The sequence below is a fragment of the Corynebacterium sp. c8Ua_99 genome (assembly GCF_039907185.1).
In the GTDB taxonomy this organism is placed as follows: Bacteria; Actinomycetota; Actinomycetes; order Mycobacteriales; family Mycobacteriaceae; genus Corynebacterium; species Corynebacterium jeikeium_D.
Map to the genome: position 1 here is coordinate 129,391 of NZ_JASBOG010000002.1, position 25,622 is coordinate 155,012.

General features: G+C 59.8%; 21 protein-coding genes. 19 read left to right on the plus strand and 2 right to left on the minus strand.

Annotated features, from left to right (window positions below):
- Nucleotides 1–116 precede the first annotated feature (116 nt).
- The 15 genes from murF (at nucleotide 117) to QKE19_RS01970 (ending at nucleotide 20,107) form a co-directional block, all read left to right on the plus strand.
- Nucleotides 117–1,643: a UDP-N-acetylmuramoyl-tripeptide--D-alanyl-D-alanine ligase gene (gene murF, locus QKE19_RS01900; RefSeq protein ID WP_347890227.1), complete on the plus strand. Its 1,527-nt coding sequence runs from the start codon at nucleotides 117–119 to the stop codon at nucleotides 1,641–1,643.
- A complete protein-coding gene (gene mraY / locus QKE19_RS01905) occupies nucleotides 1,644–2,750 on the plus strand; it encodes a phospho-N-acetylmuramoyl-pentapeptide-transferase (RefSeq protein ID WP_016423002.1) in 1,107 nt (368 codons plus the stop codon).
- Nucleotides 2,747–4,225, plus strand: a complete 1,479-nt coding sequence (gene murD / locus QKE19_RS01910) for a UDP-N-acetylmuramoyl-L-alanine--D-glutamate ligase (RefSeq protein WP_347890229.1) — start codon at nucleotides 2,747–2,749, stop codon at nucleotides 4,223–4,225. The genes mraY and murD overlap by 4 nt, the downstream gene beginning before the upstream one ends.
- On the plus strand, nucleotides 4,218–6,026 hold the full coding sequence (gene ftsW / locus QKE19_RS01915) for a putative lipid II flippase FtsW (RefSeq protein ID WP_070438843.1): 1,809 nt from the start codon (nucleotides 4,218–4,220) through the stop codon (nucleotides 6,024–6,026). The genes murD and ftsW overlap by 8 nt, the downstream gene beginning before the upstream one ends.
- 4 nt (nucleotides 6,027–6,030) lie before the next feature.
- Nucleotides 6,031–7,203: an undecaprenyldiphospho-muramoylpentapeptide beta-N-acetylglucosaminyltransferase gene (murG, locus tag QKE19_RS01920; RefSeq protein WP_070603082.1), complete on the plus strand. Its 1,173-nt coding sequence runs from the start codon at nucleotides 6,031–6,033 to the stop codon at nucleotides 7,201–7,203.
- A 13-nt stretch (nucleotides 7,204–7,216) separates the two neighbouring features.
- On the plus strand, nucleotides 7,217–8,710 hold the full coding sequence (gene murC / locus QKE19_RS01925) for a UDP-N-acetylmuramate--L-alanine ligase (RefSeq protein ID WP_049170265.1): 1,494 nt from the start codon (nucleotides 7,217–7,219) through the stop codon (nucleotides 8,708–8,710).
- Between the two features lie 4 nt (nucleotides 8,711–8,714).
- The gene (locus QKE19_RS01930) at nucleotides 8,715–9,491 is read left to right on the plus strand and encodes an FtsQ-type POTRA domain-containing protein (RefSeq protein ID WP_347890231.1); all 777 of its coding nucleotides are present in this window, start codon (nucleotides 8,715–8,717) and stop codon (nucleotides 9,489–9,491) included.
- 268 nt (nucleotides 9,492–9,759) lie between these two features.
- Nucleotides 9,760–11,067: a cell division protein FtsZ gene (ftsZ, locus tag QKE19_RS01935; protein WP_016422996.1), complete on the plus strand. Its 1,308-nt coding sequence runs from the start codon at nucleotides 9,760–9,762 to the stop codon at nucleotides 11,065–11,067.
- A gap of 6 nt (nucleotides 11,068–11,073) precedes the next feature.
- Nucleotides 11,074–11,796: a peptidoglycan editing factor PgeF gene (gene pgeF / locus QKE19_RS01940; protein ID WP_049190457.1), complete on the plus strand. Its 723-nt coding sequence runs from the start codon at nucleotides 11,074–11,076 to the stop codon at nucleotides 11,794–11,796.
- Between the two features lie 122 nt (nucleotides 11,797–11,918).
- Nucleotides 11,919–12,440, plus strand: a complete 522-nt coding sequence (gene sepF, locus QKE19_RS01945; protein ID WP_048731168.1) for a cell division protein SepF — start codon at nucleotides 11,919–11,921, stop codon at nucleotides 12,438–12,440.
- Nucleotides 12,441–12,503: 63 nt separating this feature from the next.
- Nucleotides 12,504–12,803: a YggT family protein gene (locus QKE19_RS01950; protein WP_048731166.1), complete on the plus strand. Its 300-nt coding sequence runs from the start codon at nucleotides 12,504–12,506 to the stop codon at nucleotides 12,801–12,803.
- A 398-nt stretch (nucleotides 12,804–13,201) separates the two neighbouring features.
- The gene (locus QKE19_RS01955) at nucleotides 13,202–14,215 is read left to right on the plus strand and encodes a DivIVA domain-containing protein (RefSeq protein ID WP_049170271.1); all 1,014 of its coding nucleotides are present in this window, start codon (nucleotides 13,202–13,204) and stop codon (nucleotides 14,213–14,215) included.
- A 420-nt stretch (nucleotides 14,216–14,635) separates the two neighbouring features.
- Nucleotides 14,636–17,896: an isoleucine--tRNA ligase gene (gene ileS, locus QKE19_RS01960; protein ID WP_083276346.1), complete on the plus strand. Its 3,261-nt coding sequence runs from the start codon at nucleotides 14,636–14,638 to the stop codon at nucleotides 17,894–17,896.
- Between the two features lie 15 nt (nucleotides 17,897–17,911).
- Nucleotides 17,912–19,378 carry a DNA polymerase IV gene (locus QKE19_RS01965; protein WP_070566022.1) on the plus strand — a complete coding sequence of 489 codons (1,467 nt, stop codon included), beginning with the start codon at nucleotides 17,912–17,914 and terminating at the stop codon, nucleotides 19,376–19,378.
- 66 nt (nucleotides 19,379–19,444) lie between these two features.
- Nucleotides 19,445–20,107, plus strand: a complete 663-nt coding sequence (locus tag QKE19_RS01970) for a sugar O-acetyltransferase (protein WP_016422989.1) — start codon at nucleotides 19,445–19,447, stop codon at nucleotides 20,105–20,107.
- Between the two features lies 1 nt (nucleotide 20,108).
- On the opposite strand, the gene QKE19_RS01975 is transcribed toward QKE19_RS01970, so the two are convergent.
- Entirely contained in the window at nucleotides 20,109–21,095 is a 987-nt protein-coding gene (locus QKE19_RS01975) for an asparaginase (RefSeq protein ID WP_347890235.1), read from the minus strand.
- 124 nt (nucleotides 21,096–21,219) lie between these two features.
- Between QKE19_RS01975 and QKE19_RS01980 the strand changes: the two genes are divergently transcribed.
- Nucleotides 21,220–21,963: a hypothetical protein gene (locus tag QKE19_RS01980; protein WP_347890237.1), complete on the plus strand. Its 744-nt coding sequence runs from the start codon at nucleotides 21,220–21,222 to the stop codon at nucleotides 21,961–21,963.
- 171 nt (nucleotides 21,964–22,134) lie between these two features.
- On the opposite strand, the gene QKE19_RS01985 is transcribed toward QKE19_RS01980, so the two are convergent.
- Nucleotides 22,135–23,163 (minus strand): hypothetical protein, encoded by a 1,029-nt coding sequence (locus QKE19_RS01985; protein WP_347890239.1) that lies wholly within the window; start codon nucleotides 23,161–23,163, stop codon nucleotides 22,135–22,137.
- Nucleotides 23,164–23,253: 90 nt separating this feature from the next.
- Between QKE19_RS01985 and lspA the strand changes: the two genes are divergently transcribed.
- From lspA to QKE19_RS02000, 3 genes are all read left to right on the plus strand, one after another.
- The gene (lspA, locus tag QKE19_RS01990) at nucleotides 23,254–23,823 is read left to right on the plus strand and encodes a signal peptidase II (protein WP_070600855.1); all 570 of its coding nucleotides are present in this window, start codon (nucleotides 23,254–23,256) and stop codon (nucleotides 23,821–23,823) included.
- 68 nt (nucleotides 23,824–23,891) lie between these two features.
- Nucleotides 23,892–24,803: an RluA family pseudouridine synthase gene (locus QKE19_RS01995; protein ID WP_042389388.1), complete on the plus strand. Its 912-nt coding sequence runs from the start codon at nucleotides 23,892–23,894 to the stop codon at nucleotides 24,801–24,803.
- Nucleotides 24,800–25,525: a hypothetical protein gene (locus QKE19_RS02000; RefSeq protein ID WP_049193997.1), complete on the plus strand. Its 726-nt coding sequence runs from the start codon at nucleotides 24,800–24,802 to the stop codon at nucleotides 25,523–25,525. The genes QKE19_RS01995 and QKE19_RS02000 overlap by 4 nt, the downstream gene beginning before the upstream one ends.
- Nucleotides 25,526–25,622 lie beyond the last annotated feature (97 nt).

Consider the following 25,622-nt stretch of genomic DNA (forward strand, 5'->3'; position numbering starts at 1 on the left):
GAGGAAGCGCACCACCTGACATGCCTACCGCGAACCATTCGCGGTAAGCGAATAGAATCAAGAAATCATCCTTTACTAGGCGCCTGGAACTCTAACCAACAAGGACTATAGACATCATGATTGCCCTGACCGCCGCGGAAATCGCTCACATCGTGGGAGGTGAACTCGCCCACGTCAATGATGACGCCACAGTGACTCAGCCCGCAGAATTCGATTCCCGAAAGATTCGCGAAGGCTCGCTCTTCCTCGCCCTACCGGGCGCGCGTGTCGACGGCCACGACTTCATCGATCAGGCTGTGGCAGCTGGAGCGACGATGGCACTGGCGGCACGAGATGTTGGGCAACCTGCGGTCGTCGTCAAGCCCCTTGGTAAGCAGGACTCCAATGCCGACGCATTTGCACACGATCCGGATGGTTCCGGGGCGGCGGTGCTGGAAGCGCTTGGTAAGTTGGCGCGTTACGTCGTCGACGAGCTGAAGAAGGATCAGCTGCATGTCGTCGGTGTGACGGGTTCGGCGGGAAAGACGTCGACGAAGGACATGATGGCGACGCTGCTGCGTACCGACGGTCCGACGGTGGCGCCGAAGGGGTCGTTTAATAACGAAATTGGGCATCCGTACACGGTGCTGCAGTGCACTCCGGAGACGAAGTACCTGGTTGCGGAGATGAGCGCACGCGGAATTGGGCATGTGGCCCACCTGGCGCGCATCGCGCCACCGACGATCGGTGCGGTGCTCAATGTTGGCACGGCGCACCTTGGTGAGTTTGGCTCGCGCGAGGCAATCGCGCAGGCTAAGGGCGAGCTCGTGGAAGCGCTGCCGGCTGCGGAGCAGGGCGGTGTGGCCGTACTCAATGCCGACGATGACTACGTCACTGGCATGGCTCCGCGTACCCAGGCGAAGGTGGTGTTCTTCTCTGCCGATGAGAACTCCGAACGCCACGCAACCGCGGATTACCGCGCCACGAATGTGCATCTCGATGATTTTGCTCGTGCATCTTTTGACCTGCATGTACCGGATGGGCGTACACTCCCGATCCAACTGCAGGTCTATGGTGCGCACCAAGTGGCCAATGCCCTGGCGGCGATTGCGGTGGCAGTGGAGTCCGGTATTGATGCTGAGCAGGTCGCAAAGGCGATGGCTGCGCATGTGGCAGCGTCAGAGCGGCGCATGGATGTCCAGCAGCTCACTGGCAATATCGTCGTAATTAACGACTCCTATAATGCCAACCCTGATTCGATGCGTGCGGGGATTGACGCTCTGGCACGTACAGCAGCTGGCCCAACGCACCAGGACGCCTCATCGTGGGCCGTGCTGGGACAGATGGGTGAGCTTGGTGATTCCGCTGAAGATGAGCACTCGTCGCTTGGCGAGTACCTTGTGGGCCGCGGCATCGATCGACTAATTGCAGTCGGAGAGAGTTCTAATGTGCATGCCCTGGCCGACAAAGCGGAAGAGTTGGGGTTAAATACTTCTAGGGTGCCGGATACATCCACTGCCGCGGATTTGGTGGCGGCCGAGGTGCGTCCGGACGATGTGGTGTTAGTCAAGGCCTCCTATGCGGACGGTATGTGGCGGGTCGCGGACTCGCTGGCTGCCAAGGTTGGGACTACGCCCGAAGGTGAAAGCGGAGAGGAAAAGTAAGTGATTCAACTTATTCTCAGTGGTGCGATTGCATTCCTGGTGAGTGTCTTTTTAACACCAGTGCTTATTCGCAAATTCTCTGCTGAAGGTCTTGGCCAGGAGATCCGTGAAGAAGGGCCGAAGAGCCACCTGCGCAAGCGGGGAACTCCGACCATGGGCGGCATCGCCATCATCGCCGCAATCGTCGCTGGCTATTTCCTCTCACACCTCGTTACGTATATCCAGACTGGCGTAGGGCCGTCGGCCTCCGGTCTGTTGGTCATGTTCCTGGTTCTGGCGATGGGCGCATTGGGTTTTGCCGATGACTTCATCAAACTCTACAAAGGACGCAACCTGGGGCTGAACAAGACAGCGAAGCTGGTTGGGCAGCTGGCGGCAGCGCTGATTTTCGGCGTGCTGCTGCTGCAGTTCCCGGATGCGTCTGGCTTGACTCCCGGTTCGACGAGCTTGTCGCTGATTCGAGATATTCCGTTCCTGAATCTGGCACCGGGGCCTGTGTGGTTCGGCATGATTGTCTTCCTGGTATTTGTCTTCATCGTCATTGCCGCATGGACGAATGCCGTCAACCTCACTGATGGCCTTGACGGCCTGGCCGCTGGCGCCACCGCGCTGCTACTGGCCACCTACACGCTGATTTCCTTCTGGCAGTTCCGTAACTCTTGCGAGGCTTCGCTGGGCAGCGGTTGCTACAACGTCCGCGATCCACTGGATATCGCCGTTATTTCCGTCGCGGGTCTGGGCGCCTGTTTGGGCTTCCTGTGGTGGAATGCAGCGCCGGCAAAGATCTTCATGGGAGATACCGGTTCGCTGGCTCTTGGCGGTTTGGTAGCGGGTCTGTCATTTGTCACCAAGACTGAGCTGCTGATGGTTATCATTGGCTTCATCTTCGTGATGGAAGTTGCTTCCGTGGCAATCCAGATCGCGGTTTTCCAGACGACTGGCAAGCGCGTATTCCGCATGGCTCCTCTCCATCACCACTTCGAAAACGGAGGTTGGGCGGAGACAACTGTTGTCGTTCGCTTCTGGCTACTCGCAGGCATTTTCAACATGATTGGCGCAGCCATCTTCTACAGTGACTGGCTCTCTCAGGTAGGCGTATTTCAATGATTAACTCACCAGACCCGACCAACCTCACCGATATCCGAAATCTCGACTTAGTCGCTACGGTGCGCTCTGGTCGAGTTCTGGTGGCAGGAGCCGGAGTTTCCGGTCGCGGTGCCATTGCGATGCTCAAGGACATCGGCTGTCCGGAAGTTGTCGTCGTGGACGATTCCGCTCTCGGCGCACTGGTTGCCGCTGACTTTTCGGTTCGGCATGTCACGACCGCAGACTCTCGCGACGAGCTTGCCGACGCGGTTGCGATTGTGACCTCGCCGGGGTGGCGTCCGACCAGTCCGCTGTTCGGCGCCGCCGCTGAGGCCGGTGTCCCGGTATTCGGCGATGTGGCGCTGGCTTTCGCCGGCGACTGTGCCCAGCTGTGGGGGCCGAAACGTACCTGGCTGGTAGTCACCGGCACTAACGGCAAGACCACAACCACCTCCATGCTGGCCGCCATGCTCGGGGAGCAGGGCGCAGCTGTGGGCAACATTGGTGTGGCTCTGTACGACGCACTGACTGCTGAGCCTCGTATCGAGGTCTTGGCCGCAGAGCTGTCCAGCTTCCAGCTGCACTGGGCTCCAAACATTCGCCCAGATGCGGGAGTACTGCTGAACCTGGCGGAAGACCACATCGACTGGCACGGTTCTTACGAAAACTACGGTCTGGACAAGACCCGTGCGCTGCGCGGTACTGGCGCAATCTACGGTGCGGATGACGCAGATGTCGTCGAGCACGTGGAAAAGATGCTGAAAAACGACGAGCTCGGCAACTCCGTCGTGGGCTTTACCGATGGTCCCCCGGAGGCACACCAGGTCGGAGTTCGCGACGGCATGATTGTCGACCGCGCTTTTGGCGGCGGCGATGCCGCAGCTGACGACTCTGGTCCGGGCATTGTCATCGCACCGGTAGCGGGAATTTCTCCTCCCGGCCGGGCAGGTGTTCTCGACGCGGTGGCCGCCACTGCGATGGCGCGCAGTATCGGTACCTCACCGGAGCAAATTGCAGCGGCATTGGAGACTTTCGAAGTTCGCGCACACCGCGGTCAGATTGTCCATAAGGCAAATGATGTCGTGTGGATTGATGACTCCAAGGCCACCAACCCCCACGCTGCCGACGCTGCACTGTCCGGTCATGAGCGTGTCGTTTGGATCGTCGGTGGTCAGCTCAAGGGCGCGGAAATCTCTCCGCTAGTGGCGAAGCATGCTCATCGCCTGCAGGCCGCCGTGGTTCTGGGCGTCGATAGGCAACTAGTCAGCGATGCGCTCTCCCGCATCGCACCTGCTGTGCCGGTCGTTGTCATTGATGACACCGACAAGGTTGATGCCATGGCAAAGGCCTGTATGGCAGCTAGTGAATATGCCAACCCTGGGGATGTGGTGCTGTTGGCACCAGCTGCCGCCAGCTTGGACATGTACTCCGGAATGGCTGAACGTGGCGACTTGTTCGCGCAATGGGCGCAGAAGGTGACGTCAACTGATGGATAACTCCCGCAAGGCTCGTAATTTAAGCGCTAGTGCCGCGACGGCACAAAAGGGGACGAAGGCTACCAGTTCACAGCGGCCCTCGTCGTCTAGCTCTAGTGCTCGAGAGCGGCCGGCGTGGGTGGAGCGTTTTAACGACTGGAAGTCGCGTCCGCTGTTCGACTACCACCTACTGATGATTATCGTCGCGCTGCTGACGTCAATCGGACTGGTGATGGTGCTGTCGGCATCCATGGCCAGCGCGGGTAATGACTCGGGCAGCGTGTGGTCGGTGTTCATCCGTCAGCTGGTCATGGTGGTGGCGGGTCTCATCTCCATGTGGATCGTGCTGCGAATGCGGGTGGAATTGATTCGCTCGCTATCGACAGCAGCGCTGATTTTGTCCTTTGTGCTGCTGGTTTTGGTGATTATCCCTGGTATCGGCATCGGCCTGGAGGAAACCGGTGCGCGTTCGTGGCTGAGTATTGGTGGTATCACCATGCAGCCGTCAGAAATCGCGAAGATCGCGCTGGCACTGTGGGGTTCGAAGCTGCTGGCTGAAAAGGTCCGCACTGCTGTGTCCTATACCGATTTGTTCGGGCTGTTCGGTGCGGTCAGCTTCGTGGTATTGGCACTGGTGATGCTGCAGCGTGACCTCGGCATGGTTGCTTCCATGGCGTTCGTCGTGGTGGCGTTGGCGTGGTTCGCTGGCCTGCCGCGCGTATTCATCACCGGGCTGCTTGCCGCTGCGGCTTTCGCCCTGGTGATTTTTACCGTCACCGCGGGTTTCCGTTCGGCGCGAATCAGGGTCTACTTGGACTCGCTGCTTGGTAACTTCAACGACGTGCAGGGCGATGCCTACCAGTCCTACCAAGGCTTTCTTTCGCTTGCCGACGGCTCTCTCACCGGTGTCGGTCTCGGTCAGTCGAGCGCGAAGTGGGGATACCTACCGGAGGCGAAGAATGACTTCATTTTCGCCATTATCGGTGAGGAGACTGGTTTCCTCGGCGCGCTGATGGTTATTTTGCTCTACGCAGCGCTCGGCTGGGTGGGACTTCGTATCGCCGGTCGTCAGAACGATCCGTTTCTCCGTCTGCTCGCGGGCACGATTACTGCTGCAACCGTGGTGCAGGCTTTCATCAACATCGGCTACGTCGTTGGTGCGTTGCCAGTGACTGGTCTGCAGCTGCCGCTGATTTCCGCCGGTGGTACATCGGCGATGGTGACGTTGTTCTCGATGGGTCTGCTGGCCACATGTGCCCGCCACGAATCGGAGGCAGTCTCTGCAATGCAGACTTCGGGACGTCCGGGGCTGGACAGGTTCCTGGGTATTCCGGAACCAATCCCGTATGACGAATCGCGTCGCCACGCGCCGAAGGTGCGTGCCCATCGCGATCCGCAACGCTTCGGTCCTCCCGTGGTGACCAGTGGAGCGCGTACTCCACGCGGCGAGGGGGCGCAGGTGCGGGAAACCTACAGTGGCCGAGCTGACCGACCCAATCGGCCCGGCCGTAGTGGAGGCAGCCGCAGTGGTCGAGGTGCCGCCCCGCAGCGTGGCTCCCGAACCTCCGGCAGCTCCGGAAACTCGGGCAGCGTTCGTGGCCGCGAAGTGGATTATTCCCCTCGCAGTGACAACGGACGGACGCGGGGATTTACAGCGAGGTCGCCGCGGGCTGGACGGTCACAGGGCTCCTGGTCGTCGTCAAGCTCAGGCCGGGGCAGTAGGATTCGGGGCGAAGGCCGTGGCGGACAGTCGCGTTCGCGCCAGCGCCCGGGCCGAAACAATAGGAACGGCGGTTCAGCACCGCGGAGGAGGAATCGATAACACCATGGCAGACAAGAATCTGGGCGCAGCCGCTGGGGCGAAAGGCGCTTCGGAGTCTGAGCAGTTTCTCAAGGAAGATGGCTCTGCTCCGACCATTGTGGTGGCCGGCGGTGGTACGGCTGGCCATATCGAACCTGCACTGGCAGTAGCGGATGCGATTTTGAAACTGCAGCCGGATGCCCGCGTCATTGCACTCGGTACGAATCGGGGGTTGGAGTCGACCCTCGTACCGGCGCGAGGCTATGACCTGGAGCTGATTCCGCCAGTGCCGGTGCCGCGCAAGCCGACTGCGGATTTGTTCAAGCTGCCTCTCAACGTCGCTCGTGCGGTGCGTGAGACCCGCAAGGTTTTCAAGCGCATTGACGCTGATGCGGTCATCGGCTTTGGTGGCTACGTATCGGCACCGGCCTACATGGCGTGCCGTGCGGGGAAGAAGATTCCGTTCCTGGTTCACGAGGCCAACGCCCGTGCGGGCCTGGCCAATAAGCTCGGTGTCGCACTCGGGGGCGTCGGCTTGGCCGCCGTGACTGGCTCTGGTCTGAAGGCCGAGGTCGTTGGCAATCCCGTGCGTGCCAGTCTCGCGGCGTTGGACCGCGACGCCAAGCGTGCCGAAGCCCGCGAGTTCTTCGGTTTACCGCAGGAGGGACCGGTGCTCTTTGTCACCGGTGGTTCGCAGGGGGCACGTTCCATCAACGAAGCTGTTACCGGTGCAGCCGCAGAGCTCGCCAACGCCGGTGTATCTGTACTGCATGCCTACGGCAAGAAGAATCACGTCGAGGTCGAGTCCATCCGCGAGGACGCCCCCTATGTCGCTGTGCCGTACATCGACCGGATGGATTTGGCGTACTCCGCCGCTGACCTGATTTTGTGCCGTTCCGGTGCGATGACGGTGGCTGAAGTCTCAGCTGTCGGCTTGCCTGCGGTGTATGTACCGCTGCCACACGGAAATGGGGAACAGGCGCTCAACGCCACCGATGTCATCGATGCTGGTGGCGGTATTCTCATCGCCGACGAGTCGCTGACTGCGGCATCAGTTTCGGATATCGTGATTCCGCTGGTCACGTCCCCAGAAAAGCTTGCCGACGGGCGCCGCGCCCTGGCCAACATTGGACATGGTAACGCTGCGGAGAACATCGCCCGTCGGGTGCTGTCTGCGGCTGTGAACTCTAAGAAGTAAAGCGAGCATAAACATGAACGTTAATTTCGATGACTTTCAGCCGGTAACGGGAGAGCTGCCCGCAAGTGTCCACATGATTGGCATTGGCGGTGCCGGTATGTCCGGTATCGCTCGCATCCTGTTGGCGCGTGGCATTCGTGTTACCGGTTCCGATGTCAAGGAGTCCCGCGCGGTGGTGGGACTGCGTGCGATGGGAGCCACCATCGCCATTGGGCATGACCGTGCGAATCTTGAGCTTGCTGGCGAGGGAGAGCTGCCGGACGCAGTGGTCATTTCCTTCGCAGCTATTCCGAAGACGAATCCGGAGCTGGCCGGTGCACATGAGCTGGACATTCCGGTGCTCAAGCGCTCCGATGTGTTAGCGCTGTTGATGCAGGACTCCAAGGCTCTCCTGATCGCCGGTACTCACGGCAAGACCTCGACTACGTCGATGACCGTCGCCGCTTTGCAGGCAGCTGGTTTGGATCCGTCTTTTGCCGTTGGCGGTCTGATGAGCAAGGCCGGTGTCAATGCTCACCAGGGCAGTGGCGATGTCTTTGTTGCTGAGGCCGATGAGTCGGATGCCTCGTTGTTGACCTACCAGCCGGAAGTGGCCGTAATTACCAACATCGAGCCCGATCACCTTGACTTTTTCGGTGACGACGAGACCTACTACGCCGTCTTTGACGCTTTTGCAGAGCGCATTAAGGATGGCGGTCATCTGGTCATCTGTGCTGAGGATCCGCATGCGGCCGCATTGGGCGAGCGCGCGGTGGAGCGCGGCATTAACGTGCTGGCTTATGGTGGGGAAGAAGCCTTGGCTCAACACCCGACGCTGCCGGTCGGTGCCGTTTTGCACGGCTGGACTCCGGTCGGTGGTGGTGCCCGCGTGGAGGCCACTGTTGGCTCGACATCGGTGAGGTTTGAACTTCATCAGCCCGGCCGTCACATGGCGCTCAACGCGCTGGCTGCAATGGTCGGTGGCGACTGCGTCGGGGCAGATTTGGGGCGTATGGCGCGCGGTCTCGGTGAATTCACCGGTGTTCGTCGCCGCTTTGACTACCACGGCAGTATCGGCGAGGGCCCATTTGTTGGCGCTCGTATCTACGACGACTACGCGCATCACCCGACCGAGGTCTCCGCAGTTCTGGGCGCAGCTCGGGAGTTGGTCACCGAGGCCGGTCGTGGCAAGGTCATCGCTGTGTTCCAGCCTCACTTGTACTCGCGTACTCGCAACTTTGCCGAAGAGTTCGCTGCCGCCCTGTCTCTGGCGGACAAGGCCGTATTGCTCGATGTCTTCGGCGCCCGCGAGGAGCCACTGCCGGGCGTCGACGGCGCGCTCATTGCCAACAAAATGACCATCCCTGTGACGTATGAGCCGCATTTCACCAGCGTCCCGGCTCGCGTTCGCGAAATCGCCGAACCGCACGATGTCATTCTGACCATCGGCGCTGGCTCTGTGACGATGCTTGCCGACGAAATCGTGCGCGAGCTCAGCGGAGACAACGACGAACAGGTGGAGTCGTAGCACTGTGAAAACCAGCCGAAAGCAATCTCAGCAGACCGACGGTGCAGGCCGGGGCACAACAGCGTCGCGGCGTCGGCGTTCAGCGCGCGCCCCGCGACGCGGCTGGCTCATCGGCGGTGGCCTGGTCGCGATTATCGCCATCGTTGCAGCGGTGGTGTGGTTTTCGCCGTGGCTGGTTGTGAAAAACATCGATGTTGAAGGCGTCGTCCACGGGGATAAAGACGCGATTGTCGAGGCCAGTGGTATCTCCGAGAATCAAAAGCTCATTCGCTTGGACACGGATGCCTCAGCGCGCTCCGTGGCGGGGCAGCCGTGGGTCGATAGCGTGACTGTCAGTCGTTCGTGGCCGCAGGGCGTGACTATTTCGGTACGGGAATTCACCCCGGTGGTGTTTGTCCGTGCCACTGACGGAGAGCATCTGTTTTCCGCAAATGGTCAGGAGTTCGTCACGGCAGCCCCGCCGGCGGGTGTCATCGAGGTTGTTGATGCACCTCGTGTGGATGAGCCAACAGACGGCAAAGTTGACCCCGAACCGCGCGTTATCAAGGCGGTTTTGAACGTCGTCAAGGCGTTGCCAGAGCCCGTTGCACACCGTGTGGAGCGGATTAGCGCTCCTTCCGAGGCAGAGATCAAGCTATTTCTGACCGATGGATACGAGGTGTACTTCGGGTCCTCGGATAATGCGGCAGAAAAGGCACGCGCGGCGGAGATTGTGCTGAACCGTGGCGAGAAGATTTGGAATGTCTCCAACCCCCGACTACCCGCTGCTAAGGGAGAGTAGAGAATGGTGGTGTCTGGAGTGATTTCTGTGGCTAAACACTATCCCTCAAGTGCAGGTTTAAGGTAGCGACACGCGCTAAAAGGTCGCTGAATTATTTGCAGTTTTCGACCACAATGGGGTCAACAGCTTTTCGGCCATGATGCACTTCTTCCGTGCGGTGTCATGGAGAGCTGTACTGCCCGGCGGTGCCAATGCTGTCGTGCGGCCCATGTGCAACGTGGCTAGATGAAATTATTTAGGACCTATAGGAAAGGGCGAGAAACGCGCAATGACCTCCCCGAATAACTACCTCGCCGTTATCAAAGTCGTCGGTGTCGGCGGCGGTGGCGTCAATGCTGTCAACCGCATGATCGAGGAGGGGCTGAAGGGTGTCGAATTTATCGCAGTCAACACCGACTCGCAGGCCCTGATGTTCTCCGACGCTGATGTCAAGCTCGACATTGGGCGTGAGGCAACTCGTGGTCTGGGAGCTGGCGCTAACCCCGAGGTTGGCCGCACTTCCGCAGAAGACCACAAGGACGAGATTGAAGAGACCCTCAAGGGCGCCGACATGGTCTTCGTTACCGCAGGTGAGGGCGGTGGAACCGGTACCGGTGCAGCTCCGGTTGTCGCGAGCATCGCCAAGAAGTCCGGTGCCCTGACCGTCGGCGTGGTAACCAAGCCGTTCGACTTCGAGGGCAAGCGCCGTGCGCGCCAGGCCGCCGAGGGCATTGAAACCCTCAAGGAGGTCTGTGACACCCTTATCACCATTCCGAACCAGCGTCTGCTGCAGATTGGTGAACAGGATCTGTCCATGATGGACGCGTTCCGCTTTGCTGACGAGATTCTTTACAACGGTGTCCAGGGTATTACTGATCTGATTACCATTCCGGGCATGATTAACGTCGACTTCGCCGACGTCCGCTCGGTAATGGCTGAGGCTGGCTCGGCTCTGATGGGCGTTGGTTCCGCACGCGGCGACGACCGTGTGATGAACGCCGCTACTCAGGCCATTAACTCCCCGCTGCTGGAGTCCACCATGGATGGTGCACAGGGTGTGCTTATTTCCGTCGCCGGTGGCTCCGACCTGGGCTTGATGGAGGTCAACGCCGCCGCGTCCATCGTGGAGGAAAAGGCTGATCCGGATGCCAACATCATCTTCGGTACCATTATCGACGACAACCTCGGTGACGAAGTTCGCGTCACTGTGATTGCTACCGGTTTTGAGCAGGGTAACGGCAACCCGCTGGACAAGCCAGCTGCAGGTGCCGCTGCACGTCCGGCTGCACAGGATGCCGAGGCGCGTCCGGCCGCTGAGCAGGCACCGCGACAGGGCAGCGCACTGCCGGGCGGTGACAACCTCGGCGCTCCGGCCCCGCGTGTGGAGGAAGAGCGCCCGGTCGCACAGCCGCGCGAGCGTGAGGATCGCGACCGCTTTGTCCCGCGCACCAACCCGAACAGCGGTGGTCTGTTCACCGATAACCCGACACCGCGTACGCAGGAAAACCGCAACTACCGTGGTGCTCACCGCGATGACCGCGACGACCGTCGTGGCGGCTACCAGGCTTCCAGTGACCTGCCGGAGTGGGGCTTCTAAGAAATCATGACTGAATCCCGCCGCAGCCGAAAAATTCTGACGAATCGGCGCGGCGGGTTTTCGCTGCCACCATATGATTCCTTCAATCTTGGAGATCATGTCGGCGATGACCCGTCCGCAGTCGAACGCAACCGCCAGCGCTTGGCCGATTCTCTGGGAATCGACCGTGCCCGCTTCGTCTACATGGAGCAGCTTCACACCAACACGGTCACCGTCGTCAACGAACCACAAACTGAGCCTGTCTCGGCTACCGACGCCATCGTCACGACCACGCCGGGTCTCGCGCTGGTAGTGCTCGTTGCCGATTGCGTTCCCGTCTTGCTTTCCGACGATTATGCGGGTGTCGCCGCTGCGGTACACGCAGGGCGGACCGGTGCCCGCAACGGAATCGTTCGTAAATCTGTCGAGAAGATGATTGAGCTCGGTGCCACGCCCGAGAATATCCATGCGCTTCTCGGTGCGGCGGCTTCTGGCCACAATTACGAGGTGCCTGAGTCGATGGCCGATGACGTCGATAAGCATTTGCCCGGAGCGAAGATGCGAACGAAGCAGGGGACTGCCGGTGTCGACGTGCGCGCCGGCCTGATGCGTCAGCTCTATGACCTCGGTGTACGGCATGTCAATGTCGAGCCCAGCTGCACTATTGACAATGAGCAGTACTTTTCCTACCGGCGGGAGGGGAAGACTGGCCGTCAGGCGGGCATCGTAATCCTGCCTGAGCAGGGCTAAGTTTCAAAGTTGTAATTTTGGCGCGCCAAATTTGCGCGTGTCTATGCGATATTGCCAACCCAGCCGGTAGGTTGTGGGTAGCATAGACTTAAATTCGCACACTAAGAAGGACGTAGCAGAAGATGGCTGATTTCTTCCGTGGGGTTTCAAATTTTTTCGGTCTTACCCCGACTGATGACGCGGCTTACGACGAGCACTACGACGAGTTTGACCGCCGTGACGAGGAGCGTTTTGATGACTCCTATGCCGACTCGCGTCGTGCGGAGCGCCACCGCTACGAGCTGCGCGAAGAGGCTCCACGTGAGACTGCAAGTGTGAACTCCCGCGAGGAGGACTACCGCTACGGCAACCTGCACTCCGTTGCTGAGACCAAGGAACCGGAGCAGGTCTTCATCAAGCCGGAAAGTGGTTTCCAGGACAAGTACTCCAAGGCTCCGGACATCGGTTCGCACTTCCGCGACGGTGACATTGTCACCTTCGATCTGAGTGAGCTTGACCCATCTGAGGCTAAGCGCTACGTCGACTTCGTTGCTGGACTGGTTTTCGGTCTGCGCGGTCGAATCAAGGCTGACGGCTCCGTGTTCACCCTGTACCCGCATGGCTGCGATGTCAACGAGGGCCAGTTCGACCGGATGTCCGGCTAGTCAGCCGGCTCGCATGGCTTGTTAGTGTTTCGTATTTCGATTAATTAGCTAGACTGTTTATTCGTGTCTTCACTACTGCTAGTTCTGCTAATCCTGCTGAAGCTTTTCACCTATCTGCTGTTGGCTCGCATTGTGATTGAAATGATTCAGTCATTTTCTCGCTCTTGGCGACCAGGCAGGGTGTTTTCGTCGATTGGCGAAGTTGTTTTTGTCATTACCGACCCGCCGGTGAAGCTGTTGCGCCGACTCATCCCGCCTATGCCGATGGGCAACGTGATGGTGGACATGTCTGTGCTTGTTTTGTTCTTCATCCTTATGATTCTGCGAATGGTGCTGCAGGTAGCTCTCGGCGCGGTGGCGTAAATATCGCTAACTGTTTGCTTGGGATTCACAATGTGGATTTCGGTGGAGCTGTGTTGTTTTGACTGTCCCGAATGCGATGTTCTCGGGCATTGAATTGCCGCCGGGGGTGTTAATCGGGGGCAACAATAGGAACCCGTTGGGGAATGTAATCCCCAATGGGTTTTTATTGTGTCGGGGGTAAAGTTCTGTGGCTAAAGGTGCAGGGTAAGGGCGAGGTTTAACGTTTTACTAGAACTTTGCCATTGGTTAGAACGTGGGGGATAGAGTCCTGCCCAAAATAAATGGGGTGAGGACTGTGACTAGAGCAGGTAGGATTGGCCGGGTAAACAGTACTACTGGAAATAATTCTCTTAAGATTTCTTAAGAACTGTCCGCTCAAAGTGTTAGGGGAACTCACCATGCCGTTGACTCCGGCTGATGTGCATAATGTGGCTTTCAGCAAGCCTCCGATTGGCAAGCGTGGTTACAACGAGGACGAGGTCGATCAGTTCCTCGACCTCGTAGAGGACGCACTGGGTGAGCTCCAGGATGAAAACGCTGAGCTGCGCCAGCGGGTTGAGGACCTTGAGGGTCAGCTAGAGCAGGGTGGCGGCGCAGACTACGCTGCTTCCGGTGCTGCCGCTGCGGCGCCGGCTGTCGATGAGGACAAGCTGCGCAAGGAAATTGAGCAGGAGCTGCGCGCTGAGTACAACGAGCGCCTGAGCGCTCAGCAGCAGGAGATTGAGGCTCACTACCAGGATCGTCTGGATGCTCTTGAGAAGCGTGCTTCTGAGGCAGAGGCTTCTGCACAGCAGGCTTCCTCCGCAGCTGCGGAGCAGCCGCAGGCAGTTGCAGCAAGCACCGGCACCGAGTCGCAGGAAGTTAGCCTCCGCGCTGCTCGTATCCTGCAGGCTGCTCAGGACACCGCTGATCGCGTCACCACTGACGCCGACGCTGAGGCCAACAAGCTTGTCACCGAGGCTCGTGAAAACGCTGACCGCACCGTGGCAGAGGCCAATGAAGAGGCCGAGCGCACTATCACCAACGCTCGCAATGAGGCAGAAGCAACTTTGGCTGATGCCAAGAAGCGCAGTGAGCAGCTGTTGGCTGATGCCCGTAACGAGTCTGAGTCGACCCTCACTGACGCTCGCCAGCGCAGCGAGCAGATGATCAGCGACGCAGACGCTCGCTCTAACGCCACCATCACCGCAGCGCAGCAGAAGGCAACCGCGCTGCAGGACGATGCAGAGCGCAAGCACCACGAGATCATGACCACCGTCAAGGAGCAGCAGACCGCTCTGGAGGGGCGCATCGAGGAGCTGCACATCTTCGAGCGCGAGTACCGCACTCGCCTGAAGACCTTCCTGGAGTCCCAGCTCGACGACCTGAACTCTCGCGAGTCGGCTGCCCCGGCCGACGGCTACAACAACTAGTTATGTAGCCAACACGTAGAAAACCACCACGCTCGGCTCCCCAGGGAGGGGAGGCAGAGCGCGGTGGTTTTTGCTATCTTTCCCTGCGAACCAATCGCATTCTTTGTTCCGGTCAGGGTTGTAGTAGTTGCCTGAGACACTGCTATACTGACACCCATACGCGCAATGAGCCGGCCATCACCGGGGAGCGTTTCGGAAGAACAGTCCAGTAGAAAATGGGCCCAGTAGAACCGAACGGTTTGGCACCGTTACAAAGCCTTATTAAATAAGCGGGCTATCGCGTGAAGCCGCATGGTTCTTGTTCGCAAGAACCGTCGTAAAGCGTGACGCCAAGCGGGGTGGTACCGCGCGAGACTCCTTTTCAGCGTCACCAGTAACAACGCTGAAGGGGCTAGGCATGCGTCCCCGTGGTGAGTATTAATGATGTTCGACCACGGAAGTGACGTAGAAACGGTGTCTAATTCGAACGATGTAAATGCCTCTGCTGAGGCCACTCCGGCAGGTGGCGCGTATCCGCGCACTGCTGACTTTGGTAAGTACACCTCCAGCCCGAAGTTTCCGGAACTGGAGGAAAAGGTTCTGGAGTACTGGGGCAAGGACAGCACTTTCCAGGCCTCTATCGATCAGCGTAATGGTGCTGACGAATACGTCTTTTATGATGGCCCGCCGTTCGCCAACGGTCTACCGCACTACGGTCACCTGCTGACCGGTTACGTCAAGGACATTGTTCCGCGTTACAAGACCATGCGTGGCTACCAGGTTGGTCGCGTCTTTGGCTGGGACTGCCATGGTCTGCCGGCTGAGCTGGAGGCAGAGAAGCAGCTCGGTATTAAGGACAAGGGCCAGATCGAGGAAATGGGTCTGGCTAACTTCAACAAGTACTGCGCTGAGTCGGTGCTGCGGTACGCGGGCGAGTGGAAGGAATATGTCACTCGTCAAGCGCGTTGGGTTGATTTCGACGGCGGATACAAGACCATGGACATGAGTTACATGGAGTCCGTGATTTGGGCCTTCAAGGAGCTCTACAACAAGGGCCTGGTCTACCAGGGATTCCGCGTGCTGCCGTACTCCTGGGCAGAGCACACCCCGCTGTCCAACCAGGAGACCCGCCTGGATGACTCCTACAAGATGCGGCAGGACCCGACTCTGACCGTGACCTTCCCGTTCACCGGCGCCAAGGCAGGCTCGGCAGCGGAGAAGACGCTGGCGGACAACCCGGTGCTCGCTGACACTGCAGCTATCGCTTGGACCACCACGCCGTGGACGCTGCCGTCCAACCTTGGTCTGGCCGTGAACCCGAAGGTCACCTACGCCGTAGTTAAGGTCGGCGAGGATTCCTCCGTGCCGGAGTTTGCAGGTAAGACCTTCCTGCTGGCAGAAGCGCTGATTGGTGCCTACGCCAAGGAATTGGGCAAGGAACACGAGGTCGTGGCTACCTTCGCTGGTGCTGACCTGGAAGGTCTGACCTACCAGCCGATCTTCGACTACTTCGCAGATCACCCGAACGCTTTCCAAATCATGGTGGCCGATTATGTCACCACCGAGGACGGTACTGGTGTGGTCCACCAGGCGCCGGCCTTCGGTGAAGACGATATGAACACCTGTAATGAATACGGCATTGATGTCATCATTCCGGTGGACATGGACGGTAAGTTCACTTCGCAGGTGCCGGAGTACCAGGGCAAGTTGGTCTTTGACGCCAACAAGGACATCATCCGTGACCTGAAGGCCGCTGGCCGCGTCGTCCAGCACCGCACCATCGAGCACTCCTACCCGCACTCCTGGCGTTCGGGCGAGCCGCTAATCTACATGGCACTGCCGAGCTGGTTTGTGTCCGTTACCAAGATCCGCGAGCGCATGGTGGAGCTCAACCACAACGAGATTGAGTGGATGCCGGAGCACGTCCGCGACGGTCAGTTCGGCAAGTGGCTCGAGGGCGCACGTGACTGGAACATCTCCCGTACCCGCTACTGGGGATCGCCTATTCCGGTGTGGGTTTCCGACAACGACGAGTACCCGCGTGTCGACGTCTACGGTTCCCTCGATGAGCTGGAGGCGGACTTCGGCGTTCGCCCGACCACACTGCACCGTCCGGAGATTGACGAGCTGGTTCGCCCGAACCCGGACGACCCGACCGGTAAGTCCATGATGCGCCGCGTCCCGGATGTCTTGGATGTCTGGTTCGACTCCGGTTCCATGCCGTTTGCGCAGTTCCACTACCCGTTCGAGAACAAGGAGTGGTTCGAGTCCCACGCACCGGCCGACTTCATTGTGGAGTACATCGGCCAGTCCCGCGGCTGGTTCTACCTGCTTCACGTCCTGTCGGTTGCACTGTTTGACCGCCCGGCGTTCAAGAAGGTCGTCGCCCACGGCATCGTGTTGGGCGATGACGGCAACAAGATGAGTAAGTCCAAGCGCAACTACCCGGACGTCAACGAGGTCTTCGACCGCGACGGCTCCGACGCCATGCGCTGGTTCCTCATGTCCAGCCCGATTCTGCGCGGCGGCAACCTGATTGTCACCGAGCAGGGCATTCGCGAGGGCGTGCGCCAGGCGCTGCTGCCGATGTGGAACGCATACTCGTTCCTGCAGCTCTACGCTTCCAAACCGGCCGAGTGGTCGGTAGACTCCGACAACATCCTGGACAAGTACATCCTGGCCAAGCTTGCAGCAACCGTCCGTGCTGTTACTGAGTGCCTGGACAACACTGACATTGCTTCTGCCACCGATGAGGTCCGTCAGTTCTGTGACGCACTGACCAACTGGTACGTGCGCCGCTCCCGCGACCGCTTCTGGGCCGGCGATGTCAAGCACCCAGAGGCCTTCAATACCTTGTACACGGTGCTGGAGGTTCTCACCCGCGTGGCTGCTCCGCTGCTGCCGATGGCCACCGAGGTCATCTGGCGCTCGCTCACTGGCGGCCGCTCGGTGCACCTGGAGGATTGGCCGGACGTCGACAAGCTGCCGACCGATGACGAACTCGTTGAGTCCATGGACATTGTCCGCAATGTCTGCTCGGCAACATCGCGCATCCGCAAGGCCAACCAGCTGCGTAACCGCCTGCCGCTGAAGAAGCTGACCCTGGCATTCCCGGATGCCGAGCGTCTGCGTGAGTACACCGACATCGTTTCCTCCGAGGTCAACGTCGACAAGGTGGAGTTCACCTCCGACGTGGACTCGGTGGGACGATTCGAGGTCTCCGTCAACGCTCGCGTGGCCGGTCCGCGCCTGGGTAAGGACGTCCAGAAGGTCATTAAGGCTGTGAAGTCTGGCAACTATGAGGTTGTCGACGGCGCGGTTGTCGCCGATGGCATTCCGCTGCAGGAGGGCGAGTACACCCGCAACCTGGTCGCGATCTCGCCGGATTCCACCGCTGAGGTCGACGGCGTCAATGGCCTGGTTGTGCTCGACACTGAGCTCGACGAGGACCTGGAGTCCCGCGGTTGGGCCGCTGACCGCATCCGTGGTCTGCAGGATGCCCGCAAGAACGCTGGCCTTGAGGTCACCGACCGCATTTCGGTGAAGTTGCAGGTGCCGGCCGAGCGTGAGGAGTGGGCCAACCGCCACGCTGACCTCATCGCCCGCGAGGTTCTCGCAACCGCTTTCGAGGTCGTCGCTGGCGGAGAGTCGCTGAGCTACGACGTGGCGGACGGCTGCTCGGCGGATATTGCCAAGCAGTAGGGGAGAGTAATCTCTATGCCGACTTCCGGGCGGTGGGTTCTGCACATCGACATGGACGCGTTCTTCGCGTCCGTCGAGCAGCTCACCCGCCCGACTCTGCGCGGGCGGCCAGTCCTCGTCGGCGGACTGGGCGGTCGAGGTGTGGTCGCCGGTGCCTCCTATGAGGCCCGCGCGTACGGCGCGCACTCGGCTATGCCGATGGCTCGCGCACGTCGTCTCATGCCACCGACCGCAGTGACGGTCAGCGCGCGCAAGGGCATCTACGGGCCGGTGTCGCGCCGCGTGTTCTCTGTAATCCGCGAGCGCGTGCCCGTGGTCGAGCAGCTCAGCGTCGACGAGGCTTTCATGGAACCCGAAGAGCTTCAGGGAGCCTCGAAGGAGCAGGTCATTGCCTGGGCGGAGCAGCTGCGGGCAGATATCCGGCGGGAGACCGGCTTGGCTTCGTCGATAGGCGCGGGCGCGGGCAAGCAGTTCGCGAAAATTGCGTCAGGCCTGGCGAAACCCGATGGCGTGTACGTGCTGGACCCCGCACGCAATCACGAGCTTCTACACCCATTGCCGGTAGAGAAGCTCTGGGGTATTGGCCCTGTCACCGCTGCGAAACTGCACACGCTGGGTGTGGAGACGATCGGTGATTTTGCCGCCATGTCCCAGCGCGATGTCGAGGTTTCGCTGACATCCAAAACCGGTGTAATGCTGTGGCAGCTGGCGCAGGGGACGGACGATCGGCCGGTTAAGGAGCGCGATGTCGCCAAGTCTGTATCGGCGGAGTACACCTATCCTGAGGATTTGGAGTCGCAGGCCCAGCTCCACGCCGCCGTCGATCGCGCAGGTGAGTCCGCATTTCGACGGCTCAAAAAAGATGGCCGTGGTGCTCGCACCATCACTTGCAAGGTGCGTCTGTCTGACCTGAGCATCCATACCCGATCTGAGACGCTCGCCTACGCCACACAGGATTTCGACACCCTCATGGCGGTGGCGCACCGAATCGCGTTCACGCCCGCGGAGGTCGGCCCAGTGCGACTGGTGGGCGTCGGTTTCTCCGGGCTGGATTCGCACATACAAGAAGTCCTGTTTCCTGAGCTCGACCGCGCTATCACCGTCGAAGATCGAGTACCAGCACCTGCGCTTTCCGACGCTCCCGCCGGCCTGGTCGAGCTATCTGGAACCGGTGCGTTGCCGACCGTTCGGCTTTCCGACTCCAAGTGGGCACCCACCTCGGACGTACACCACAGCGAGTATGGACATGGTTGGGTGCAGGGTTCGGGGCACGGGATTGTGACTGTCCGCTTTGAAAGCCGCACCAGTGGCCCCGGGCGCATGATTACGTTGAAGGAAGACGACCCGGAGCTGCGTCCGTGCTCCGCGGTGTGCAGTTTGGACTGGCCGGAGTGGCTGGCATCCGACGAAGCAGCAGCTCTCGACTTGCCGCAACCTGAGCGGGAAAGCGAAGACGATCTCGGCCCCGACGCGGATGCTTGATATGGCTGACTGCCTCAGTGCCGTTCGCGGCTCTCTGTTTATGCGCTGTCCGTAAACTGGGGCACTATGACTACCGCATCCCGCATTGCAGAGCTCGAGGCAGCTCGCCGCGCCTCGTTGCGCAACACCGATCGAGATCCGAATCCGTCGACCACACTTCCCGACGACGGTCTGGATAACCGCCAGCGCATGTTAAACGGTCAGTGGTATATCGCGGACCATCCGGAATCGCAGGCTCTGAACGTGCGAATTGGCCAGGTGGCTGCTGAATTTGAGGTCGCGTTCCGCGAAGACCAGCAGGCAGCACAGCAAGTGCTAGCACCGGCACTGGGGTCTTTCGGAGAGAGCAGCACCGTTCGCCCGCCCATTTACCTGGACTACGGCGATAACATCCACATCGGCGACAACGTTTTCATCAACTTTGGGCTCACCGCACTTGACGTGGTGAAGGTGACAATCTGCGACTACGCGCAGCTCGGGCCCAACGTGCAGCTTCTTCCACCAGTACACCCACTGGGAGCTGAGGCCCGCGCCGCTTATCTAGAGTCTGGAGATGAAATCATCATCGGACGCAATGCCTGGATCGGTGGCGGAGCCATCATCCTGGGCGGTGTACACGTCGGCGACAATTCCGTGGTCGCCGCGGGTGCCGTGGTGACTAAGGACGTTCCCGCGGGCGTAGTCGTGGCTGGAAACCCGGCGAAAATCATCCGCATCATCGAGGCGTGAATTAGAACAGCGTCTGCGGATGCACATTCGCAGCCAGCGCGGCGGCGAGAATGATGCGCGCCTGCGGTGCATGCACGCAACCAGCGCTAATCACACCGTGCCGAGCTAGCGTCGCACCGCCACCGGCACCGCCGTAGGCGGCGTGGACATCACCACGCGGGACGCGCGTTGCCATCACGACGGTCACATCAGCGGCAATGGCCCGGTCAATGGCAGCGGCAAACTCATCGGAGACATTGCCCGACCCCAGGCCCTCTACGACAATGCCGCGTGCACCGGCGGCGACTGCCGAATCCAGCAGTGATCCATCTGCACCCAAGTAGGCGGGGATAATCTCTACCTTCGAGCCCGCCAAAGCCGCCAGAGGCAGCGGATCTGGACGAACCGGCTCCTCCGGTGCATTAGTGGCAAAAGCCAAAGGATCGGTTGTGTGCCACTTCGTCGCACCTCGTACCGGCAAGACTGCGTGGCCAAAGACAATAAGAACGCCAATTCCCTGCGCAGAGGCATCGGAAGCAATGGTCACGGCCTCAAAGAGGTTCCCCGGTCCGTCGGTTTCCGGATGATCATAGGGAAGTTGTGCACCAGTAAAGACAACCGGACGCGAGTCAGCATGGAAAATATCGGCAGCCATGGCCGTTTCCTCCATCGTGTCCGTGCCATGAGTTACGACGACACCGTCCACGGAGTCGTCATCAAGCACTTCGTGAATAGCGGCGAGAACACGGTCAACGTCGGTGAACGCGAGATTCGACGAGTCCAGCATCCCGAGCTCACGAACTTCCAGCTCTAACATGCCCTCTGGATAACGCTGCGCGACCGCTGCGACGAGCTCCGTGCCCGAGATGGTCGGGGTTAGCGCACCGCTGCGATCCGTGGTGCAGGCGATGGTGCCGCCGGTGGTGATGACAACGATTCGGCGAGGGGAGGCCGTGCTAGACGAGGTCGAGCTAGCCGGGGAATGATCCTGAGTCGACATGTCCACCATCTTACCCAGGCGTTGTTTTGGCCTTGTGTAGGATTATGGAAGGCGTGAAGCCAGCGAATCTTCATGCAGATTTTATTGGAGTAGTGCACATATGAAAGTCCCCTGCAACCAGCGCGTTAGCGGAATGCGTTGGCGCACAGCGCGTGGTGTGACAGTAGCGGCAATGGTCTCGGTCAGCGCACTTGGGCTCGCTGCCTGCGGTGGTGGCAATACTGCAGCGCCGACGACTGAATCGAAGACATCCAGCTCGGTGGAACCCGTCATCATGCTGCCGACGCGCGCAGAGCTTAACGACGTCCTCGCACGCCTTATCAACCCCGATTTACCTATCGAGGAAAAGGCGCTGACCATCGAGGACGGCGATACTGCCGGCGATTTCTTCGACATTGTCACCAATAGTGCCAATGAGCAGGAAATCAGCTTTGATGTCATTGATCCGATCACGCCCGGCTTCACGACGAAGCAGGCCGTGGCCGGTGTCAATATCCTCCGCCCGGAGGAAGATCCGATGCTCGTGGATCAGGTGGACTTCATCTACAGGGATGGCCGTTGGATGCTGAGCAAGGAATGGGCCTGCAACCTGGCATCGACGCTTGATCCGGAGCACAAGCCGGGGTTCTGCCTCGCGCCGGGCGAAACCCCTCCGCCGCCACCTGAGCCGGAGGAAGAAGCCCCAGTTGAAGAGGCTCCGGTTGAGGAGGCCCCAGCACCGGTCGAGGAGCCAGCCCCGGCTCCGGCGCCCGAACCACCCGCTGAGGAAGTTCCGCCTCCTGCACCTGAACCGCCGGCTGAGGAGGTCCCGCCTCCTGCGCCGGCCCCGGCTCCGGCTCCGGCGGAGGACGCGCCTCCTCCGCCTCCACCGGCTTAGGCGCCGTCGGGCCAGGTATCACAGCCTAGTCCGGTCGGGTGCACTGGGGCAGACAAAAGAAAGTGTCTAGGTTTATGACAGTTCCGCCCATTTTTTGGGCAGAAAAGTGACATAAACCTAGACACTTTCTCGTCTTCTAACCTTGCGCTGGCCAGAGCTATTTCTTCTGGGCTACTTCTTCGACCCGCTGCCGTCCTTAAACTCCAGCCCGCGGTGCGTCTGCTGAGTGATGCGCACATCGGAGTTGCCGTCGCCGTAGGTCACGGAGGTCACAAAGTCGATGTTGCCCTTCATCGGAAGCGGCTTAGTCAGGTCGATGGTGACGCGGTCGGCAAGCATGTCAGTCGTGGCCTCGACAACCTTCAGTGCCCCCTCGCCGCCAGTGTCCAACTCGGTGACGGTTGGCACCTGCTTGACATCGACCTTCAAATTAACAATGTCGCCCGCACGGCTGAGCAGGGTATAGGTCACCTTCTGCGTCATCGTGGTCTGGCCTTCGACCTCGCTTTCGACCGTCCAGGTTGCATCCTTTCCGATGTCCTCGGAGGGGAAGACGATAGGTATGGAATGCAGCTGTTGCAGCGCCATCTCCACACCAGCGCGAGCGGTGTCGGTCGCCTTCTCCGGCGCTCCCAGTTTGAGTTCCTTGACCTCACCAGTGGCTGTTGTTGACCAATCAGAGATAAAGCCCTGTGCGGTAGCGATATCCTCATTCAGCTCATCGTTGGAGCCGTGGGGTTTACCCACCTCTGACGTCACCACACGAGTATCGTTATCGCTGGTAACAGTGCTGGTCAGGGGGATTTCCAGGCGGGTGTCCGGGAACGTCTGGTCGCTATCGGCGTTTCCGCCACGCTGCGCGAAGCCCTGCGTCACCGCCACGGTCGACTCCTGCTCTGCACCGTCGTCCTTCCAGCGCCCGCTCGCCAGCTCACCGCTACCAGCACTGGTCAATTCGACCTTGGGTTGTGCAACGTCCACGGGTTGTGTTTTCACCGAGCTTTCCGACGAGCACGCGGCCAGTGACACCACAGTGGTAGCGGCAACAACAGCGGTGCCGACCCTCGCCAGCAAGCCACGCTTGGTGTGACCAGGTTGGTCGCTGCGGCTAGGTCGACGGAACCACGAGGAGGTGGATTCTCCTGCACGTCGTAAAGCAGAGGAGGCCGGAACAAACTGAGATTGGAAACGTCGAGTCACACCGGTTAGCGTACCGGTTTCGCGGTGGATAGGAACCACCCGGGCGGTGTCAGTTGGCTGAATATGGGTTTGTTAGGCCATTATGGGACAGTGACTAAGAAGGAAACGAGGACATATTTCCCGCGGCGGGGGATTCTCGCTGTGGTTATTGTGTCAGTTGCGATCATTGATCAGCTGACCAAGATTATCGCTTTGAAGACTCTCGATGGCCGTCCTGCGGTGCAGGTGATCGGCGATCTCTTCGAGTTGCGGCTCGTTTTTAACCCTGGTGCGGCCTTTTCCTTTGGCACGAACGCCACCTGGGTTTTTACCACGTTGCAGCTGGTTTACATCCTGGCTGTGATGTGCTTTTCCCATTGGCTGCGCAGTCCTATATCGGCGACTGCAGCGGGGCTTATTGCTGGTGGTGCGCTGGGCAACCTCATCGATAGGCTGTTTCGGGAACCCGGTTTCTACGTCGGCCACGTCGTCGATTTCCTGTCGGTGAAGGGTTTTGCCGTATTTAATATCGCGGACTCCGCGATTACAGTGGGCGTTATTATCCTCGTTATCTGGATGGTTTTTTCCAAGGAGCCGGATCTCTTCGCTGATCAGATTGCAGCGGAGAAGAAATCTTCCCAGACGGATCAGAAGCAGTCGGCGGAGGGAGGACAGCAGTGAACGACAATGCAGTAAATACCGGTGCAGCACTCGGGGGAGCGCACCAGCCCGACCGAGAAACCCGGCAGATGCCCGTTCCACCGGGCTTGGCCGGTATGCGGGTAGACGCCGGTGTGGCTAAGTTGCTGGGACTCTCGCGCACAGCGGTGGCTGATTTGGCAGCGGCTGGGGACATCACGGTCGATGGCGTGAGCGTTGGTAAGTCCGACCGATTGGAAGAAAACGCTTTCCTCTCTGTGTTGTTGCCGCCGGTGGAAAAGCCATTGGTTCCCAAAGAGGAACTCGTCGAGGGCATGGACGTGCTCTACCACGACTCCGATTTGGTGGCTGTTCACAAGCCTGTCGGTGTGGCCGCACATCCGTCGGTCGGTTGGGAAGGCCCAACGGTTATCGGCGGACTGGCGGCTGCTGGTTTCCGCATTTCTACCTCCGGTCCGCCCGAGCGAAAAGGCATCGTGCATCGCCTCGATGTTGGCACCTCTGGCGTGATGGTTGTCGCCTGCTCCGAACGGGGCTACTCCGTGCTCAAGCGGGCGTTCAAAAACCGTGAGGTGTCCAAGACCTATCACGCTCTGGTTCAGGGGCATCCGGATCCGCTGTCGGGGACAATTGATGCGCCGATTGGCCGTCATCCTTCGGCGGGTTGGCGCTTTGCCGTCCGCCAGGATGGCAAGCATGCTGTGACGCACTACGAAACGCTTGAGGCCTTCGCCCCAGCAACGCTGCTGAAGGTGAATCTAGAGACTGGGCGCACGCACCAGATTCGCGTGCACTTCTCTGCGCTGAATCACCCATGCTGCGGCGATCCCATGTACGGTTCCGATCCGGCATTGGCCAAGCGGCTGGGGCTCAACCGCCAGTGGCTTCACGCGGTCTCGCTTGGTTTCCACCATCCGGCAGATGGGCGCTGGATGGAAATCGAATGTCCATACCCAGATGATTTGAACCACGCATTGGAAGTTTTGAGGCAGAGCGCATGACGCAGACCCCATCGGGATCCAAGACCCCACCACGCCGTGAAACTCGTGCGAAAAGCACTGGTGACGGCAGTATTTCGCCAGTGATGGCACTAATCTCTGGTTTCTGTGTTGTCGTATTGGTGATTGTGTTAGCAGTCGCTTCGACCTCCGATCGGGTAAGCAAGCCGCAGAACCTCAACGGCGATGCGCTCGGCCCGGACCCGTGGGAAGCAACCGAGCAGTACGTAGAGCGTGCCGACAAGTCCCTCGAGAATATGAAGAAAGAGGACCACCGGCTAAAGACAGGCCAGCCAGTCGTGGAGGACCCGAAGTTCTGGGCGATGGTGACTTTTGATCGGCTGCTTGATGCGCAAGAAGCGGCACAGGTCTATGAAAAAGAGCCCTCTCTGCGAGTATCGACTGCAATCATCGGCGGTGTGAGCACCCGGTATTTGCCGCAGCCGAGTAAAACAGCTAGCGAAGAAAAGCTGCTGCAAGATCAGCTGGAGTTAGCGGCTGCTTACGCGGACGTCGCGATTGACGACGAACGGCTCGGCTTCAACGGTTTACTGGTCTATGGTGACGCTGAATCGTTGATGGATGTCAAGAAAATGCCCGATGTGAAAGCTGTCGAGGCGCTGCCATCAGATGCGGCGCGTGGCCGCTTTGGTATTCGCCCGGTGCTGAGTTCCGGCTTCACGGATAAAGATCCGCTCTTTGCGCCAGGGCTGAGCCAGAACTAAGCGGCCAGAACTAATAGAAACCAGAACTAAGTGTCCTAAATCCAAACGACTAGGATGAAGCGGCTAGAACTCTGCCGCCAGTACGCAGTCAGTTTCA

Excerpts from the sequence above, each read along its gene's own strand:
- murF (WP_347890227.1), top strand. The coding sequence starts at position 117 with ATGATTGCCCTGACCGCCGCGGAAATCGCTCACATCGTGGGAGGTGAA.
- murD (WP_347890229.1), top strand. The coding sequence starts at position 2,747 with ATGATTAACTCACCAGACCCGACCAACCTCACCGATATCCGAAATCTC.
- ftsW (WP_070438843.1), top strand. The coding sequence starts at position 4,218 with ATGGATAACTCCCGCAAGGCTCGTAATTTAAGCGCTAGTGCCGCGACG.
- murG (WP_070603082.1), top strand. The coding sequence starts at position 6,031 with ATGGCAGACAAGAATCTGGGCGCAGCCGCTGGGGCGAAAGGCGCTTCG.
- murC (WP_049170265.1), top strand. The coding sequence starts at position 7,217 with ATGAACGTTAATTTCGATGACTTTCAGCCGGTAACGGGAGAGCTGCCC.
- ftsZ (WP_016422996.1), top strand. The coding sequence starts at position 9,760 with ATGACCTCCCCGAATAACTACCTCGCCGTTATCAAAGTCGTCGGTGTC.
- pgeF (WP_049190457.1), top strand. The coding sequence starts at position 11,074 with ATGACTGAATCCCGCCGCAGCCGAAAAATTCTGACGAATCGGCGCGGC.
- sepF (WP_048731168.1), top strand. The coding sequence starts at position 11,919 with ATGGCTGATTTCTTCCGTGGGGTTTCAAATTTTTTCGGTCTTACCCCG.
- QKE19_RS01955 (WP_049170271.1), top strand. The coding sequence starts at position 13,202 with ATGCCGTTGACTCCGGCTGATGTGCATAATGTGGCTTTCAGCAAGCCT.
- ileS (WP_083276346.1), top strand. The coding sequence starts at position 14,636 with ATGATGTTCGACCACGGAAGTGACGTAGAAACGGTGTCTAATTCGAAC.
- QKE19_RS01965 (WP_070566022.1), top strand. The coding sequence starts at position 17,912 with ATGCCGACTTCCGGGCGGTGGGTTCTGCACATCGACATGGACGCGTTC.
- QKE19_RS01970 (WP_016422989.1), top strand. The coding sequence starts at position 19,445 with ATGACTACCGCATCCCGCATTGCAGAGCTCGAGGCAGCTCGCCGCGCC.
- QKE19_RS01975 (WP_347890235.1), bottom strand. The coding sequence starts at position 21,095 with ATGGTGGACATGTCGACTCAGGATCATTCCCCGGCTAGCTCGACCTCG.
- QKE19_RS01980 (WP_347890237.1), top strand. The coding sequence starts at position 21,220 with ATGCGTTGGCGCACAGCGCGTGGTGTGACAGTAGCGGCAATGGTCTCG.
- QKE19_RS01995 (WP_042389388.1), top strand. The coding sequence starts at position 23,892 with ATGCCCGTTCCACCGGGCTTGGCCGGTATGCGGGTAGACGCCGGTGTG.
- QKE19_RS02000 (WP_049193997.1), top strand. The coding sequence starts at position 24,800 with ATGACGCAGACCCCATCGGGATCCAAGACCCCACCACGCCGTGAAACT.